The following is an 18,369-nucleotide window of genomic DNA, read 5'->3' as shown; positions in this document are numbered from 1 at the left end:
ATGCTTGCTAACATCCACTCCTTCAAAATACCTATTACTTGTCTAACAGCAGTTAATTACCTAGAAAATCTTTCCGAACGAGTAAATATCTTAAGTCTGTATCAAACATTATTTCCAGAAAAATGGTTAGAATCAACCATACCTATTAATAAACAATCACATCCAACTAGTGCTTACCTAGATAGAGAAATTGAATTTATGAATCTAGTGAATGAAAATCTATTTCCAGTAGAATATATCGATGAAATCGAGTTTAATCCCGAACGTGATAGTATTCTAGTTTCACCACAAAAACTTGAGTGGTGGAATGAAGATTTTGAGGAACTGGTATACTCAGAAAAGTTCCTACTTTCATTGATGGGGCAAGGGTACAATATCAGCCAATGGAAACTAAATTTTGGTTTTACTCCTGATTACATTGCTCCAGCAGAAGAAATTTACTTCGAGAAATTTGTAAATCTGTGTCGTCGTTATAAAAGTCCCCTGCAATATTTAGATATAGCCATACGAATTATAGATTACTCGACTGAAAATATTTGGCTAGATATTACGTGTGAAACAAGCGATTGGCTGGAATGGACTTATGACAATATCGTATTTCTTGCTCAAAAGTGGCAAGAAGCAGTCTCGATGATGGAGAAATCAAATGAGGTTAGCCATTTGTTAGAAACATCTCTTTCTGCTAGAAAAGCAGCATTGAAAATTTGGAACCAAGCATCAAAAGCATGAATCTAGACACAAATATATTACCAATAATTAACTTAGAAAATGTCTCCCAAATCCTGCTGACCAATATTCCCCAAGATGATTTACTAGGGCAGTTAATTATCCTCAAAGGACAGTTTATTTTAGTCGAACGCGAAGGCAAAGAGTCTAAATATAAATTCTTGTCTCCTGAAGCAGTAGAGAAAGCTTTTACAAGTAAAACTGCTGCATCTGGATGGCTTTCTAGCAACACAATTTGGTGGGGTAAAAATCCAGAGGGAGAGACCATTATTCAATTTTACTCTCCCCAAAAATATCAAATTCAAATTATGGGACAGGAAACTGAAGTAATGACTGTACCAATGCCTGCATTCTTATTTGCTGGATGCGGTAGTAGATATTACCTGTGGGCAGTTAAAGGGAGGGTATTTAAACCAGACGCACAACTGTACAAGCCTCCTTTACCTAACGTTTGGGAAGATTCTAGTATTTGCTTTGGGGGAAATTCTCTCAGTATGTGCAATGCTGCAACCATAAGCCAAGTTTGGGATCTATTCTGGAAATCACCTTTTAACAAGGACTTATCCCAAGGCAAGTCAAAAACTCATCCCGATAATATCTGCAATCAACTAATCAAATTACACGCATCTAAAGCTAAATCCTACCCTTCAAGTGACCTTGTTCCCGTTCATAGCTGGAAAGTCACAACCCCAGAAGACATTATCAATCATTTGTTCAGTTAACCATGAATCCTTTTATCGGTTATCACCTCGCTACAAGTAATAACTTTCCTCCTTACAGTCAAAAACTCCAGGAATACTGGTTGGCAGCAAATGGGCTTTTCTTGCGATCGCATCGTTGCGAGTTAGAGGTTTGCTTGCAACTGACTCAAACTCAAGTTGCTGGACTCCAACCCCTTGAACCCTACTTTCGTCTAAAAGTCCCAAAAGTTCCTTGCCAAGCGATCGCCGAGATTATCAATGCTGCCAGTATCAACCCCCAACAGGAAATCCTATTCTACTTGGGAGTGACAAACAACCAATGGTGGTGTCACACACCACTGCAAACTGCGTCCTCTACTCACGTCTTATCTTTAGAAAGCGCACTCAATAAAAACTATACAGATGGCTTTGTGGAAATGCACAGTCATGGAACTCTAGCTGCTTATCCTTCAAGTACAGACAATCAGGAAGAAAAAGGCAAATTTCGAGTGTTTGCGATTATTGGCACGCTGAATACCATTCCCACAATTTATACCCGTATCGGGATATACAATCACTTTTTCGACATTAGCCCCAATCAAATATTTGAACTGCCGCCACAGATAAAATGCTCGAATTAACTACTTACCAACAAGCTTTACCCGTCTTACCTCGCAATCATACTCGTATCAACTTCGTCTTAGTAGGAGTAGGAGGAACAGGCGGGTTTCTTGCAGAAGATTTATGTCGAATTATTCTGCAACTCCAGCGCACTAGGAAAGAAATTAACTTTGCGATCGTTGATGGGGATACTGTCGAACTCAAGAATATCAGCCGCCAAAATTATCAACAAGCTGAAATTGGGCTATCAAAGGCAGAAACACTGGCTGCAAGATGCAGTGCCAAATACGGAATAGAGATTACAGCCATTTGCGACTGGTTTGAAGAAGACATGATTCGCACGGCCAGTTGGTGGAATACCCTAACGGTAATTATTGGCTGTGTAGATAACAGCGCCGCCAGGAGCAAAATTCACTCTGTTCTCAAAATCAACAGTGCAAATGAGCCAGCATCTCTATTTTGGCTGGATTGTGGAAACAGCAACTACTCTGGACAAGTAGTAATTGGAACGCACTCTAATTTTGATATAGTCCAAGCTTCCAATAACCCAGACAAACCTCAATTCTGGTTGCATCTTCCCTCCCCGGTGCTGGTTCACCCAGAACTGCTAATTCCTCAGCCAGAAGAACTTACTGACAATAACCTTTCATGTGCAGAAATTCAAGCACGGAATTATCAATCGCTATTCGTTAATAAAATGACGAGTGCGATCGCAGCCCAGTATTTACTAGAATTAACCCTCACTGGGGGGTTGAAAAAGTTCGCCAGTTATTTTGACCTCAAAGCAATGTCAACCCGAAGTTTATATACAAGCATCGACCAACTCAAAAAATACTATATTCCACAGCCAAATTACCACAAATAGCTTACGCAAATATATCCCAAAAACTAAATTTGGGATATATTTTTATGAATCGATTTAATCATAAAACACTTGAAATAGTTGAACAGAATCCAGAATATTTATCAACGATAAATTATCGTAATCTAACTATCAAAAGTGAATCTGAAGTTGCTGGAGGTCAGTTTCACCTCATTATGCAACAAATTGGGTTAGGGCTACCAGTCGAAGCTTTATTGAAGGCATACCCCCAAATTAATAACTGGGTCGATAAGGTAAAACCTTTTCTAAATATTCCTGGCAACAAACAATGGAACGCCCAACTTCAATATTTCTACCACGATATTCTCCTCTACAGCGAGTGCGACCTCATTATCTATGGTGAAAATCAAGTAGTTGGGTTTGACTGGACAATTCAAAAACCTCCTAAATTTGGAATTCTTGAGAGCAAATGGCAAACTCAACTGAGGTTATTTCTCCTATACGAACGAACTGGAATACCATTGGAGCAAATTAGCCTGGTTTACTTGTTCGTTAACACTGATAGTATTTACCAGTTTACTTATTCTGAAGATAAACATTTAAATTTCCAAGCCAGGCTAGAAGAAACACTAGCTCCTTTTGTAGAAGATGATAAGGAGAAAAAACTTTTAACCCACAAAATGACCCCTCAAGAAGCCCATGATAAATGGCTAGCAAAAAAAATATCAACTATGGAATATTTAGCAGCAATTCCTGAAGTTGAAATATGAATCCAACAGAATTAAATATCACGAAAATCGAACTCACTCCTAACAGTGGTTGGACGCTCAATATTCTCTCGCGTCGGGTAGCGACTATTACTGACCCCTTGGGAAGCAGAAAAACCACCTACTTCGGGTTCGATACCAAAGAACAAGCCGAAAAGTTTAGAGATTGGCTTGTCAGAAAAAACAAATGTAGTAGTGCAGTTATCCGTCACTCAGAACGATTAGTGACTGAATGGGAGGTAAAAGCTTGGAATGTACCAACCTCCCTAATTCTTGAATGCGCCGTCAAAGATTTAAAGGAATCAAGTAATGCAACTATCTCTACTAAATCTACCCTACAACGATGAGAATTCACCCTTAGCAGATATTTTCAATATTCCTAATTTAGAAAAAGCAGAAGCACTTCGTAATTTAGCTGCTTCCATGCAGTCAACAATCGACCAAAAGAAAAATCCTGCTATTGGAAATCAAAGAGTAACAAAGCATCGTAAAACTATAGCTCAAGGGATAATCCAAGAAGGAATTGAACTTGAGATTATCCAGTCTTGGTTATTTGCGATCGCACAAATGTGGGAAACAGGAAATATCCCACTAATACTACGCGGTATATCTCACAAATCGCAAGTAGAAGCCTTATTTAGGATTTTCCAAATGGGAGAAACAATTCAGAAAGTCCAAGAAAAATTAGCAAGCGAATATTACCAAGACTGCGTAAAGTCTTTGAGCCGCGCCGGATTACATACACCAAGCGAAATCATATCCGCAATAACAGAAATTCAACAGGTAGTAAAACCTGAAGCAATTGATACTACCAAGCAACTACTCAATAAGCTTGAGTTAGAAATCATTGGCATGAAAGATGGAGATTTCTTCCCTACTCCTAAACTAGTCTGTCAACGGCTTGTTCAACTGGCAGATATTAAACCAAATTGGCAAATTTTGGAGCCTAGTGCTGGTAGTGGAAATATTGCTGAGTATATCATTAATATCTACCCTAATGTTCAACTAGAGGTGGTTGAGATTAATTACGATTTACGACAAATTCTAGAACTCAAAGGATTTAATCTCGTAGGGAAAAACTTTCTGGAGTTTAACCCCAGTCATTTATACAATGCCTGTATCATGAATCCTCCATTTTGTGAACTTGTCCAACATATCTACCAGGCTTGGAAGTTACTCGTACCGGGTGGCGTATTAGTTTCAGTCATACCTGAATCAGTTTTCTTCAATCGTAAGTACAAAACTTTCAAAAACTGGCTACAAGCCAATAATAGCTATGTAGAAATGGTAGATCAAGATGCCTTTTTGAGTTCAAATAATCCTACAAACGTAGCTACCAGAATCATTAAACTCATTAAACCATAGTGTACTACAAGCGCATGGCGTACTGCCAAATTGATCAAACTAAATATGTCACGTATATTTTCCCTATATGGGGACAATATATGAGATACAAAATTCTTACACAGCAAGAGTTAGAAGTAGCACTTAATAAGTGCAAGCTTACTGGTTGGAAGGTCAGTAATATCACCAAACTTAGTAATAAAATGCTTGAAATCAAACCCCAACGAACAAGGAGATAAACATGGCAATTGAAACTATTGCTTCTTATAGATTTATTCCTGGTAAAGACAGTCAAATAACCAGTTATGGATCTCCTGAAGAACAAACAGTCGCAATTCATAATTCAAGCATGGCATCTGTGTCATTGACTTTCACAACTGAAAACACATCTATTCTTAGACAAATTATCATCAGTCTTCAGCAAATCTACCAGACACTTCTAAATACTAAAACTGAAATTATTCAGGAAGATACTTGCATTGACAGCTTTACAGGCTTAAGGGGAGAGTGTGATGAAAAATTTATCTAAATAACTAAGTATCAATCAATCTTTTAAGTCGTCTTAATAACAGACGACTTTGATTTTTTACAACGACTTTTTGCTTTACGCATTAAATATTGATTTCCATTAATTAAAATTATGCCAAAAAGTCAAACAAAGCCTACTAATTCTGCTACTGAAGAAAGCACAATATTCCAGTCTGAACCCCCTGAACAAACAGTTCAGAATAGTACAAACATACAAAAGCGTAAATTAGCTATTTCTAAATTTGCAAATCCTGAGTACAATGCGCCGATTAGTAACATCTGCATCTGCCAAGTCATTAACCACATGGAAGCAGAAAAAGTTGGGTTATTTATCAAAGATAAATACTTAGCAGCAATTAACTGGCAAGGACAAGAACCTACACACAAGCACACTTTCTCTAGTGGCACGCCAGAAATGGGAGTGTTGTTGCAATCGCCCAGGATGCACATTCTTGATGTTTCTCCCAGATATATTGAACAGCGCGATGACGGCAAAATTGTAGGAGTGTACGAATCACCTGATGGGTACGAAATGTACCAAGCACTTGGCAAAGATGCCGCAGTATTGAGACGGTTTTATTTGTTGCAACTTGTTGATGAAAATAATCATAACCTGCACTCAGTACCAATTGTCTTATCAATAAAAGGCGTTGCATCGTCAAAATTTGGCGAGGCTTATAAACAGTTCCAACGCGAACTAGAGGTTGCATTCGCCCGATTTACTGATACAACTGTTGCTGAAAAACGTGCAGAGTTTCATCGCCTCGGTGTATTTCAACCCACCTTTACGCCATCTCTTGAACCTAAAGAAGCAGTCAATCAAAGAGATAAATCTTGGGTAGCAGTTGTCACTTCCTACAAATCACCAAACCCCGATGGAAGCGATTTTCTCGAATTCTTCTCAGAAGGCAAAGAAATCGATATTCAAACAACAATGCAGGCAAACCCCGAATTCTCTCACCGCATCGGTAAAACATCAACTGTTGTAGCAGAACATAATCGCCTGGTAGGTGCAGCTGATATTCCAGTAGCAGCACTTCCTCCTAGTACAGTAGGTCAAGCTTATACAGCATACAGTACTGAGATGGAAGAACTGCCCTACTAAAAAAACTATCTCATGTAACCGAAAAGGGTGCTATTTATAGCACCCGTTAAAACATCATTTACTAAAAGCAAAGTAACAAATGAAACTAAACATTGAACAATCTAAACTCGCAGAAATTCTAGAAACCGCTTATCTCGCAATTAGTTCTAAGCCCACTGACCCAATTTTAGGAAATATCTTACTGATAGCAAATGAAGATGGGATAGTATCAGCAACAGGAACAAACCTTAACCTTACAATTCATACTACAACGACCGCTAATGTAGAAACGTCAGGTCAGGTAGCACTACCAGCCAAACTATTAACTGACACTATTAACAATGTCAGAGGAGAAATTACCTTAGAGGTAGAAAACCAAGCCTGCATAATTACTCACAATAGCGGTAAATGCCGTCTGATTGGTGGAAAACCTGACGAGTTTCCAACTCTTCCCAAGGGAGAAAATCCAATAGAAGTAAATTTAAGTGCCAAGAAACTCCAAGCTGCACTTGAAGGGACACTCTATTGCACCAATGGTGACGAAACAAAGTTAGTTTTAACTGGTGTCAACTTCAAAATTGATACCAATAAGTGGCAAGCTGCTAGTACAAATGGTCACAAATTAGCACTAGTCACAGGAATACTTGATAGCGAATATTCTGACCCAATTGACTTTACTGTTCCAGGTAAGTCACTTGGCGAGTTAAACAAAATTCTCTCTCAAAGTGCCGATACAAGCGTGTGCAATATTCTTCTATCAAATAAAACTATTGAGTTTAGTCTTCCTAATACGAAGGTCATTTCCCGACTTTTAGAGGGAGAATACCCCAAAATCAATAGTTTGATTCCCAGAACATTTGAGTATGAATTTACATTAGAACGCAAGGGATTTGAGAGCGCACTGAAGCGGGTAAGTTATCTAGCTGAACGCAAGCAAAAGGTTGTCAAAATTCTCTGGGAATTGGAAGCTACACAGGCAACACTATACACCGAAGCTACTGATATCGGGGATGCAGTTGACTCGGTACTGATGAAACCAGCAACTAGTCATTCAGAAAACATCAGTATTGGATTAAATATCGACTACCTTCTCGAAGGATTAAAGCACATCAGTACTGATGAAATCGTGGTGCGGTGTAACAAACCCACGCAACCAGTTATTATCTGCCCGATGGGAGGACTGCTCAATCAGCTGTATCTGGTAATGCCTGTAGAAATTAAGCAGGGGTTTGAAAAGGTAAATAACCAAAGTACAAAGACAGAAGCCAGCACTCAACCTGAGCCTAGCACTGAAGAAGTAACAGATATAGCGCAGGCAACAAATGATAGTGAAAATTCTGAAACAGAAATACCATCCTTAGTAGCAAAAGATACTAATAAAGGTAAATCAACCTCACGCTCGTCACGAACGAAAAAAGAAGCCGCGACTGCTTAAAAATTAAACTCCTTATCAGTGCAGTTGGTAAGGAGTAAATAAAACACTTTTAATCATCAAAACTATGTACCAACCACTACATCTCAAATACCGTCCCCTGACTCTTAGTGAAGTTATTGGGCAAGAACATATCGTTCGCACTCTCATAAATGCGATTGCTCTCCAAAAGATTGCACCTGCTTACCTATTTAGCGGCCCCAAAGGTACAGGTAAAACCAGTACCGCCCGTATCATCGCTAAATCCCTCAACTGTCAATCAAGCAATGAACCGACAACTAAGCCCTGTGGAGAATGCAATTCATGCAAGGGAATTACGGCATCTTCTTCTGTTGATGTAACCGAACTGGATGCAGCAAGCAATAGTGGAGTAGAACTGATCCGAGAGCTTATATCCACTATCCAGTTTGCACCAGTGGAAGGTAGATTCAAAATATTCATTATTGATGAATGTCATGCCCTAAGCAGCCAATCGTGGCAAGCACTCCTCAAAACCATTGAAAGCCCTCCCCGTCATGTAGTATTTATCTTCTGCACAACCGAGTTACACAAAGTTCCAGAAACCATTGTCTCCCGTTGCCAAAAGTTTGACTTTAAGAGAGTTCCTGTCTCGCTAGTTGCAAGCTACCTAGAACAAATATCTCACCAAGAAAGTATCAACATTGCGCCATCAGCAGTTACCGCCGTAGCTAAAGCAAACAAAGGACATCTGCGCGACTCACTCAAACTTTTAGATCAGTTAACTTTACTAGGTGAAGAAGAAATTACCTCTAACTGGGTTTGGGAACTATCAGGCACTATTCCCGAATACGATCTACTCACCGTCTGTGAAAATATCATCAAAGGAGAAATTAGGGGCAATTTAGGCATCCTTCAAGATTGGATTGAATCTGGTAAACTGCCAACTGCCATCCATACAAGTCTTGTCAACTTCCTCAAAGACTTACTTGTGTGCAAAACTAATCTCAATAGCAGACATCTTACACAGTTAGAAGAGGACACCTGGGAGGAATTAATAAGTATCTCGCAGTTGTGGAATATTGACCAGATCCGAAATGCGATCGTCATCTTAATGGCACGCCAAAATCTCATGCGGGATGAAGACGCGCACCTTTGGTTAGAAGCTACACTTATCGAGATAGTTCCAACCAACAAGGGTAGTCACCAATCACAACCCTGGAAAGATTGGAAAACTGCTCAAGATGCGATTAACTGGGGCAAGGAACAGTTACCCCACTTAACACAAGCGCAGTTACAAGAACACTGGCAAAAGCTGACACCTATTAATGGTAAAAAGGCACCTGCTTGGGTAGAAGCTGTCCAAAAGCTGCAACAAAAACAACTACAGCAAGCTTAACTTTAAGGAGGGTTATAACTATAGTAATAACCCTCCATTTATAGTTTTCTAGTAACAGTTAAAATGCTCAAACTACTAAAGGGCTTAATATTTATTAAAATACTCTCATTTAAGCAACATGCATTAATTCCATACATTTCTTTGAAAGTTCGTCTGCCACTGACACAGATTCTACATCAATACACATAAATCCGAGATGTTCAACCTTTTCCCTCATGCGTTTATTATATAATAAGGTACGGTCTAAAAACTTTTGAATTAGGTGCTTTTTATCCTCACTTACATTATAAAAATTACTTTCACTAAAGATTCGGTAAGAGAAGAGTTGGTCACTAGCCGTAAGCCAAATCGCTTTAACACCATTTTCGCTAACTAAATTCGCTACAAATTCAGGCCATAATGCAGAGCCTTCAAGGATAAGGCATTCCGTTGATAAATCAGACGCATGAGAATGAACGATAATCTCGACTTGCGGTAACACATTTTTCTCATAATGCGACAATACATCTACAAAAAGAGCGTCAACAGACAAAGTTCCATAATGTTCTGCTACGTGTTCTGGAATAGCATTTCTATTTGCACCCACCCAAGGATGTCCAGGATGCCGAGCGAGTTTGTCTGTAGAACGATAACTCCAACCAAGCCTCGCCGCCAAAGATTGGCCAAGGGTGGATTTGCCTACATGAGAGGAGCCACCAATTAAAATCACTCGTGTTTCATTGCTTAATTCATTCATAAGTACTGATTAACCATACTTATTTCTATATTTATTTAATCAAATAACCAAATAAATTAACATTTACTACCACAGCAGCATACGCAGTTAACTTGATAGTTAAAAATTAATATCAACATGAATTAGGAAAATCTCTAATTAATGAATTATAACCACAGAGATTTTGTAAAAAAATCTAGAGGAATAATCGTTGTTGATGAAGACAAACTAAACATTTATTGGAAAGACCCCTCTCCAATAAAACCTTGGCAACCCAAAATACAACTCAAGCCGTATCAGGAACTTTCACAAATATTTGTCGATATCGAAACAGCAGGAATCAACCCCTTTGAAAGCCGTATCTATGCTATTGGTTGTATGGATTCAAGGGGATATCCTACTATTTTCATGGATATCTCAGAAGCTAAAATACTGACCAATTTTATCAACCATCTCAGTAAAAGAAATCCAGATGTTATTTTCACATATAACGGGATGGCATTTGATATTCCATTTATTATTACGCGATGCAACTTGCACGGTATAAAACACCCATTTAAAGTTGCATCTAAATCTCGGACTATTCGTACTGCCCAAGTACGGGGCGAGCCACTAAAAATTCAGGAGGTGTTCATCCAAAATAGCCAACACGTAGACATTTATATCTGCGTTCTGAGGTGGGATTTCATAGCCAAAAAGCTAACTAACGGCAGATCGCTCAAAAAGGCTGTATTGGACATGGGACTGCGCCAGAAGACTAGGCTAGTTCTTCCCTATGAAGAAATCCTCAGTTGTTGGAAAGATGGCCCCAACAGTAAGGGATGGAAACGCCTGAAAGAGTATCTTGTCTACGACCTTGAAGACACCCGGCTAATTGCGAATAGACTTGTACCCTCATACTATTACGAAGCACTAATTGTACCGGAAATGAACCTCCAGCAGCTAACACTTGCTGGTAATGGTACTAAATGGGAGCGAATATTTGAGCATCATTATCCAGGTTATAAACCAAAACCCGATCGCAAATACAAATTTCAGGGAGGGATGGCTTACTCTATTCCTGGACTGTATGGAAGGGTTGGATATGCAGATATTAGCTCAATGCACCCTTGGGCAATGCTAAACAAGGGTATTTGCTCAATTAAAGATACAGAACGTATTGGGCTAAGTATTCTGCAATATTTGGTGAATGAAAAATTTAGGTTGGAACAACTTGCATCTGCTGGAGATATTGCTGCTAAGGAAAAAAGAGAATCCGTCAAGGTTTTAGCTAACTCCGAGTTTGGATTCTTCGGCACCTCTGAACTCGCCTTCAATGATATGGAGGCTGCTGCATTAGTTACAGCCTACAGTCGAAAAGTACTCAAGCTAATGATTGAAATTATCACTCGGCACGGCGGTACTCCTGTGGAAGTTGACACTGATGGAGTGTTTTTCACACATCCCAACCCAGAAGAGGTACGTAATTTACTGCAATCTCAATTGCCTAAAGGGATAACTGTCAAGCTAGAGTTTATCGCTGACGCTATGTTTATCCCCGAACGGGGAACCAAAAATTACCTTTTATGGCTTCCAGACGGGAAAATTATCACTAAAGGCAACTGGCGCAACCGCGATCGCTCTCAACTAGAGAAAGAGTTTTCTATTGAGTATTTAACCCTGCTAATTCAAAATGTATCAGCAGCAGAAGATTATTATGCACACATCAAATCCCAGATTTTATCAAGGGAATATCCAAAAGAAAAACTTGCAATCACACGCAAAATTAAAGAGGGCGAAAAAGAAATCCTCAAACTAGGAAAACCTGGAGATGTAGTCACTTACTATTACGGAATTAACGGCATAAATAATATCAGCAATAAGGAGAATTACTCACGTCAATACTATCTTCACCTTATTGAAAAAAGGCGAGAAGAAATCCTCAAAATAGCTGCTCCTACAACACTAGAAAGTAACAAACGTCAGTTATCTCTTTTCTAAATGAACAAAGTTGAGATTTTACGTAAATCTCAAAGCTAATAAATATGAAGGTTTTTCAAATTCATACATTCTCACTTGTCTGTAACTAATGAAAAATAAATCCTCTTATCGCAAGCCCAGGCTTAATAAAAAGCAAAGGGCTTGGGTAAACTCATTCCTGTCGTCTCATCCTAATGCTAGAGTTAGAACTATCTACGAATTAGATGGCGATCGCGTAGTTCAAATTGAGTGGTGGGAAAACACAAACCCAGTAATATTAGACCCAAAAACTTACATCCAAGGAATTATCAGCTACAACATGTGGGTCAAATTAAGAAAGTCTGGCGACCCCAGGAAAACAGCTGAGTTCTCTTATCGCATTACCCCACCAGAAAAACGAAGCGCATCATGGCACTTAACAGGTCAACTCTCTCTAGAACTCCCTCAATGTTACGAAGTTGCAGAACCAAACAACCCAGTTATCATTAAACCAAAGAGGAGAAATACTAAAACCAGAAAAGTTAAAAAATTTATTCAATATACTCTTCCTTTATCAGAGATTAGTGTTCAACTTCATACTAGAAATATAGAAGATGATGGTGTTACTCTATCTGAACAAGAAATATTACTAGAAAATACACCACACCTACATTTAGATACTGATAAAGACACTAAACTTCCCGAAGCTATAGTCAAAATTCTCTCAGAGAAACAAGCCAGCTTAAAGGAATGGGAAACAGCTATTACACTATACGAGGTAGCTGGTTCTAGTGGAGTAATAGAGTATCTTCAACAGTTAGATTCTTGGCGCAAATACTTAGGTAATAAACCAGTAGAGAACCATATTGAGAAAGACTCAATTCAAAATTTTGTACAACTAGTACAAACTTAAGTAAGGTATTTACTGGTCACTACATAATAAATACCAAGCAGAAAGAGTTAATACTAACTCTTCTTTTTTTAACCACTGCTTATAACTAACGCATGATAATTAGATGTTTATCTAATTTGTGATGCCAGTATACCTATACTACGGCGAAGATACCTATTCGCTCAATCAAAAAATAAACCATTTGGTGAATCAAAATGTTCATACTGAATGGAAAGCTTTTAACTACATCAAGCTATCTGGAAATGAGAAAAATATTGCTAGCAAGGTTTTTACTGAGGTTATGACTTTACCCTTTGGAGATGGTAATAAAATTGTTCATACAGACAGCGATCATTTAATTGGAGGTTTATCAAATGAGGATAATAACCAAGGACTTGAAAATCAACTTTCTCGAATCCCTGCAAGTAACATTCTTTTAATTACTAGTAACAAAAAGCCAGATTCCCGAAGAACAGTAGTGAAAACTATCTTAAAATATGCTCAACAAGAAGAGTTTCCTCTCGTTCCTTGTTGGGATAAAAAGGGGATAGTTAATTTGATAGGGAAGTATGCAGCTATCCATCAAGTTAAACTTACACCGGATGTGACCGATTATCTAGTCGAAGCAATTGGTAATAACACTGCACGAGCCGATAGCGAATTTGCTAAACTTGCTGTCTATGCAAGTGAAAAAATTATTTCTCTTGGGGAAATACAACAATTAGTTAGTAATCACAATACTGACTACCAAAAGCTTACTATGGCTATGTTAAGAAATCATTCAAACTTGGCAATAGCGCAGGTGGATAAACTAGTAGATAGTAATGAACATCCACTCAAAATAGTAGCAACTCTTACGTCAGTTTTTCGCACTTGGCTAATAACTAAAGTTGGCGTAGAAGCTAAATTATCTGACATGAAGATTGCAGAAATAGCCGAATTGAAGAACCCTAAAAGATTGTATTACCTCAAAGATGAAATCAAGTTTGTAGGCATTCAAAAACTGAAAAACAGCCTTACCTTACTTTTACAACTCGAAACGGAACTCAAAAGCGGCACTAACAATTTAACTAGCCGAATTATCGAAATTTGCACGATATGAAAAACAACTTATTTACAGAAATCATCGGACAACATACCGCCAAACTTCTACTAACTGAAGCAATCGAACGTAATCAAATTGCTCCCGCATACCTATTTAGCAGCGAAGTTGAGGGAGTAGGCAAAGGAAAAATTGCTTTGACATTCGCAAATGCAATACTCTCAAGAAAAAGTCGCTCCGCGATCGCAGGAGAATCTAAACATCTAGACATCTTACAAATCAAACCAACCTATACCGAAAACACCTCCCAGCAGAAAAGTGTCCCTGCTATCCGAGTAGAACATATGCGCGAGGTAATTGAATTTCTCTCAACTAGTGCAGTCGAGGGCAAGCAAAAGGTGGTGATTATCCACGAAGCAGATATGCTCAACCCTACTGCCGCTAACAAACTTCTCAAGACGCTGGAAGAACCCAAAACTGGAACGTTTATTCTGATATCATCCTATCCTCAAAAGCTATTACCCACTATCAAGAGTAGGTGTCAAATCATACCTTTCCAAAGGTTGACTGATGAGGAGGTTATTTCTGTTCTTAAAGACCAACAGATTGAGGCAACAGAAAAAATACTAGCTATCAGTTCGGGCAGTCCTGGTCAAGCGATCGCCAATATTAAAATGTTAGCTTCCATTTCACAAGAAATCACAAGTCAACTGGAAGTGCCTCCTGATGATATCCTCAACGCACTCAGTTTAAGTAACTCCATCTCAAGCTGGAATCACCAGACGCAGTTATGGTTGCTTACTTACCTGCAATACAACTGGTGGCAGAAATTAAAAAGCACTAAGCTACTAGCTAAATTCACCCAGGCAAGACGGCAATTGCTGCATCACGTTACTCCCAGAAGCGTTTGGGATAGCCTACTTCTGCCATAACAAAACCCACTCATTATCAAAAAGCACTGCCAGTTAGAAGTATTTCTAGCTGGCAGTATTTGTTTACACATAAAAGATATGAACCAGCAACACAGTTTATTCGATGTCGAAGAAACCATCCGCAACAGTAAAAACCAAAAAACCAGCGAAATATTAAACCCTAGCACTAGAAAGATACTTCAGTTACTAACCAGCCAAGGGATTAATAAAGCTGTTACAGCCAGCCTACTCGATCTAGCAGGAGCAGGTCGTGAAATTGTTCAATACATCGCCGGGCCAACTGTCACTCACCAGAACGGCTGGCAACAGACAGTTCCGTCCTGGGTTTGGCGCGCGATCGCAGTTGATAGATTAGATGCAGCTTTACAAGAGATAGACAAGAGAGAAGTAGGTAAACTTGCCTCTAGCAGCGAAGTTGTTGCTTTAATGATGCCAATTGCTTTTGAAGTGCCGCTATCATCCGAATGGACAGATGTTTACCTCTGGGCAAGTTATAATGCCCTTGTCAGGCACAAACCTTTCAAGAATTTCAACTACGAAAACCTCTGGGAGAAGATTGGTACCACTCCGATTTCGTATGACAAAATCCGCTCTGATTATGAAACCCTGGCTGCTGATATCCGTTCTCGTGTAGTCAAACACGCGGCGAAAGAGGGATGGGGTAAAAAGTCGTCAAATAACAACAAACACCCTGTTACAGCAAATTCAACTGAAAGTAATACTAAGATGGAGCAATTGTCACCTCACATCTTGCACCAATAAAAGTTGATGTAATTTTATTACTCAGTATTAATCCATAACCCTTGATTTAGCGATAAAAGCCGATAAAAAGAAGGTAGCTTTATCGTCAATGTTTTGAATTTGGCTGTAATTGTACGGAGAGGTGCAAGATCTGAGTCACTGTTTTAATAACTAATTGTTAGTACTTTTTTCAACACTCCTCCCAAATTCCTTCCTCTCTTTGTCCGTGAGAGGAGGAAGTTCTTCCTTGTAATAAAAATTGCCTAATTTTTGACACTGATTGACATAAATTCGTCTTGCTGAATCACTTGCCCCCAAGTCCTGACGCAAAAGTAATTTAAATGATTTTTCACGCTCCTTCAATTCTTTTGCTGCTACAAGAATTTCTGGTGATATGGCAGGATTTTCATAAGTAGAAGAAAGTTCCTCACTTGATGAATAAACGTTTAGTCTATTGCCAGCAGGTTGAGTTAGAAGACGTTGAGTATTATACGAACGCCATAGACCTAACTTTTCGCGCTGTAGTGACTCAATTTCAACCTCACCAACTCGGTCTGGAGTACTACGCCGCACGTAGATAAAACAAGCTTTATCAGCCGCTACAGTCAAACCCACTTTTACACCATTACCATCAAAATAAAACGAGTCAATTAAGTCGTTCTCTGCACTAACTTCTCCAAGCTTTTCTTTATTCGATAAATCAGGTAACACTTCTGAATTTAGTGACGGCGTAGCATTATTAACATTAGTTGAGGATAATGAAGGCGTAGGAGAAGGATTTGATTCTATAGCTGAAACTTTATTTTCTTTTTCTGGAGATGAACATCCAACCAGTAAGAATAATCCTATAAATAAATATTTTTTCATAAAAATAAATTTGTCTTTATTAACCCAACAGCAGAATATTAATTATTGTTTTCCATTCAAACGACCTGTTTGATAAAACTCAAGCAGGTTAGGGAAAGCTTTTTCTAGCAACCAGTTCCGCCCAATTTCTGATTCGGGAATATTTGAAGCAGCCATGTAATAACCACTTCTGTAAGCAGCTACACCTAAACAAGCTTGTAGGCTGGATATAGCCCGTGAAGAAGCTGGAATAGCCATCAAATCTTGTATATGACTGGGACGATAATTTTGTCCTGCCACCAAAAAATAAACTAAAGTATGAACCAACCGGGATAAAATTACTGTTCGGTCTTGCCAACGTTCTAAATGAGACTTGATACAAAAGTAATCAGGTAAATCAGCTGCTTGAGATTCATCAAGGAACAAATCGCTTTGGCTTTCGATAAAACTAGAATCCAGACCTATAAACTGTTTTAGAAAAACAAGCGTTTTACCCCAACGCTCGCGTTCGTTAGTTTCAGGAGAGAATGCACCTTCTGAATATTGTGAACCATACTTTTCTTGAAGCTGTACAACCGCCTCTTGATTGATACCACCCTGCCAGTCAGATTCAACAAAAAACTCTTTTAAAATATCTTGCAAGTAGATGGATGAAAACTCACACATATCCGGTGCTTCATCATCAAAATCGTCTTCATAAGTATCAATAAGAAATTTCTCTAACTCGATTTCTAGCTCCTGCTTTCTATGAACTGGCAGTAATGATTTAGCGTCTTCTAATGATAAAGGAAAATCTAAATAAGGATGTCCTTTAGCTAAGTAAGAATCACCCAAATCAGCTAAACTTTCAAGCGCAATAGTCCGGGCAAAATACTCATCTTGTGGGTGTACGCATATCCCCTCTAATTCCTTATCCACCAACATCATAGTAATTGCCAGTAGAGCAAACCATGAAGCATCGTGCAAACAAGTTGGCAAATCAGCAGTTAAATCTACTAACTTCAGTTCTAGAATTTCTCTCCAAACGCCTATCCTAGCGGTATTGGAAACATCACAAAAATACTCAACCTCTTCTCCAACATATGTTTCTCCTAACCACGTAAGATTTTCTACTTGCAAAGGTGAAGAGTAGTCAGGAGTTAGCTGATTTTGGCTGTCTTCATCGAACTGTATCCACATCAAAGCCAAGAGCATCAGCTTACAAATACTTACTCGCTTTAGGAGAAGATATTCAAGCATAAGTCATTACTTATAATTTTTAGATACATACCACGACATTTGCGATACCACCATAGCACAGGATAATTAGCCGTTCCTTAGTAAAAACCGCAATGCAATGAGAAACAGGGATAAAAAATAACTCACAAGTATGAATCAAAAAGTGTGCTTTAAATAAAACAATTCGTCAAAATGATAGATATTAAAAGAACTAATGCTGACGCAGCAATAAAAGAAATATATCAATTCTCGCGTTATGAACTATATCAACAAAGTCATGCTAGTTGGCAGATGCGGACAAGAACCTGATCTTAAATTTTTCGAGTCCGGTGCAGTTAAGGCTTCAATCTCTATTGCAGTAAGACCACCCTACAGAAGTGAACAAGCTCTTTGGTTTGATTTAGTCGCTTGGGGAAATCAAGCAGAAGTGATTGGAAATTACGTTCGTAAAGGAACTCAGATTGCAATTACTGGTGAGTTTGGATTTGATCGTTGGGCTGATAAAAATTCTGGCACTATGCGGCAAAAACCCGTAATTACAATCAATGCAATCGAATTATTAGGTTCACCCCGTAAGGAAGAATCTACATCTACTTCTGTATCAAACGAAACACAGGCTGTAGCTAACGCAAATTTCTAGAAAGTTACAAATCGCTTATGCAGTGTAAATCATAGGCGATTAA

The 18,369-nt window shown here is 38.7% G+C and carries 20 protein-coding genes; 17 read left to right on the top strand and 3 right to left on the bottom strand.

All coding sequences use genetic code 11. From position 1 onward, the window contains the following. The 11 genes from H6G74_RS23715 (at window position 1) to dnaX (ending at window position 9,362) form a co-directional block, all read left to right on the top strand. A complete protein-coding gene (locus H6G74_RS23715; protein ID WP_190969987.1) occupies window positions 1–729 on the top strand; it encodes a hypothetical protein in 729 nt (242 codons plus the stop codon). Next, entirely contained in the window at window positions 726–1,448 is a 723-nt protein-coding gene (locus H6G74_RS23710; RefSeq protein ID WP_190969986.1) for a prokaryotic E2 ligase family D protein, read from the top strand. The genes H6G74_RS23715 and H6G74_RS23710 overlap by 4 nt, the downstream gene beginning before the upstream one ends. Window positions 1,449–1,450: 2 nt before the next feature. Then, the gene (locus tag H6G74_RS23705; RefSeq protein WP_096585808.1) at window positions 1,451–2,047 is read left to right on the top strand and encodes a Mov34/MPN/PAD-1 family protein; all 597 of its coding nucleotides are present in this window, start codon (window positions 1,451–1,453) and stop codon (window positions 2,045–2,047) included. After that, entirely contained in the window at window positions 2,035–2,892 is an 858-nt protein-coding gene (locus tag H6G74_RS23700) for a ThiF family adenylyltransferase (protein WP_190969985.1), read from the top strand. Before H6G74_RS23705 ends, H6G74_RS23700 begins: the two co-directional genes overlap by 13 nt. Window positions 2,893–2,936: 44 nt before the next feature. Further along, entirely contained in the window at window positions 2,937–3,620 is a 684-nt protein-coding gene (locus H6G74_RS23695; RefSeq protein ID WP_190969984.1) for a hypothetical protein, read from the top strand. Next, entirely contained in the window at window positions 3,617–3,964 is a 348-nt protein-coding gene (locus H6G74_RS23690) for a hypothetical protein (RefSeq protein ID WP_190969983.1), read from the top strand. The genes H6G74_RS23695 and H6G74_RS23690 overlap by 4 nt, the downstream gene beginning before the upstream one ends. After that, window positions 3,927–4,982, top strand: coding sequence for a class I SAM-dependent methyltransferase (locus tag H6G74_RS23685; protein ID WP_242051336.1), 1,056 nt, complete (start codon window positions 3,927–3,929; stop codon window positions 4,980–4,982). Before H6G74_RS23690 ends, H6G74_RS23685 begins: the two co-directional genes overlap by 38 nt. Window positions 4,983–5,202: 220 nt before the next feature. Then, window positions 5,203–5,490, top strand: coding sequence for a hypothetical protein (locus H6G74_RS23680; protein WP_190951108.1), 288 nt, complete (start codon window positions 5,203–5,205; stop codon window positions 5,488–5,490). A 111-nt stretch (window positions 5,491–5,601) separates the two neighbouring features. Beyond that, window positions 5,602–6,594 (top strand): DUF5895 domain-containing protein, encoded by a 993-nt coding sequence (locus tag H6G74_RS23675; RefSeq protein WP_190969982.1) that lies wholly within the window; start codon window positions 5,602–5,604, stop codon window positions 6,592–6,594. Between the two features lie 79 nt (window positions 6,595–6,673). Continuing rightward, window positions 6,674–8,008 carry a DNA polymerase III subunit beta gene (gene dnaN, locus H6G74_RS23670; protein WP_190969981.1) on the top strand — a complete coding sequence of 445 codons (1,335 nt, stop codon included), beginning with the start codon at window positions 6,674–6,676 and terminating at the stop codon, window positions 8,006–8,008. Window positions 8,009–8,072: 64 nt separating this feature from the next. Next, entirely contained in the window at window positions 8,073–9,362 is a 1,290-nt protein-coding gene (gene dnaX, locus H6G74_RS23665) for a DNA polymerase III subunit gamma/tau (RefSeq protein ID WP_190969980.1), read from the top strand. Between the two features lie 109 nt (window positions 9,363–9,471). Here the strand turns inward: dnaX and H6G74_RS23660 are convergent, their stop codons facing one another. Continuing rightward, entirely contained in the window at window positions 9,472–10,098 is a 627-nt protein-coding gene (locus H6G74_RS23660) for a 2-phosphoglycerate kinase (RefSeq protein WP_190969979.1), read from the bottom strand. A gap of 141 nt (window positions 10,099–10,239) precedes the next feature. On the opposite strand from H6G74_RS23660, the gene H6G74_RS23655 reads away from it, so the two are divergent. The 5 genes from H6G74_RS23655 (at window position 10,240) to H6G74_RS23635 (ending at window position 15,643) form a co-directional block, all read left to right on the top strand. Further along, window positions 10,240–12,057 (top strand): 3'-5' exonuclease, encoded by a 1,818-nt coding sequence (locus H6G74_RS23655; RefSeq protein ID WP_190969978.1) that lies wholly within the window; start codon window positions 10,240–10,242, stop codon window positions 12,055–12,057. 88 nt (window positions 12,058–12,145) lie between these two features. After that, window positions 12,146–12,928, top strand: coding sequence for a hypothetical protein (locus H6G74_RS23650; RefSeq protein WP_190969977.1), 783 nt, complete (start codon window positions 12,146–12,148; stop codon window positions 12,926–12,928). 121 nt (window positions 12,929–13,049) lie between these two features. Next, window positions 13,050–14,009 (top strand): DNA polymerase III subunit delta, encoded by a 960-nt coding sequence (holA, locus tag H6G74_RS23645; RefSeq protein WP_190969976.1) that lies wholly within the window; start codon window positions 13,050–13,052, stop codon window positions 14,007–14,009. Then, window positions 14,006–14,881 carry an AAA family ATPase gene (locus tag H6G74_RS23640; RefSeq protein WP_190969975.1) on the top strand — a complete coding sequence of 292 codons (876 nt, stop codon included), beginning with the start codon at window positions 14,006–14,008 and terminating at the stop codon, window positions 14,879–14,881. The genes holA and H6G74_RS23640 overlap by 4 nt, the downstream gene beginning before the upstream one ends. Window positions 14,882–14,959: 78 nt before the next feature. Next, window positions 14,960–15,643: a hypothetical protein gene (locus H6G74_RS23635; RefSeq protein WP_190969974.1), complete on the top strand. Its 684-nt coding sequence runs from the start codon at window positions 14,960–14,962 to the stop codon at window positions 15,641–15,643. A 150-nt stretch (window positions 15,644–15,793) separates the two neighbouring features. Here H6G74_RS23635 and H6G74_RS23630 read toward each other — a convergent pair whose 3' ends face one another. After that, window positions 15,794–16,489: a hypothetical protein gene (locus tag H6G74_RS23630; protein ID WP_190969973.1), complete on the bottom strand. Its 696-nt coding sequence runs from the start codon at window positions 16,487–16,489 to the stop codon at window positions 15,794–15,796. A gap of 42 nt (window positions 16,490–16,531) precedes the next feature. Further along, window positions 16,532–17,707, bottom strand: a complete 1,176-nt coding sequence (locus H6G74_RS23625) for a hypothetical protein (RefSeq protein ID WP_190969972.1) — start codon at window positions 17,705–17,707, stop codon at window positions 16,532–16,534. A gap of 235 nt (window positions 17,708–17,942) precedes the next feature. Here H6G74_RS23625 and ssb point away from each other — a divergent pair, with 235 nt between their 5' ends. After that, window positions 17,943–18,326: a single-stranded DNA-binding protein gene (gene ssb, locus H6G74_RS23620; protein WP_190969971.1), complete on the top strand. Its 384-nt coding sequence runs from the start codon at window positions 17,943–17,945 to the stop codon at window positions 18,324–18,326. Window positions 18,327–18,369: the final 43 nt, after the last annotated feature.

Source organism: Nostoc spongiaeforme FACHB-130 (assembly GCF_014698475.1).
Lineage (GTDB): Bacteria > Cyanobacteriota > Cyanobacteriia > Cyanobacteriales > Nostocaceae > Nostoc_B > Nostoc_B spongiaeforme.
This window is presented reverse-complemented; position numbering and strand designations above follow the sequence as displayed.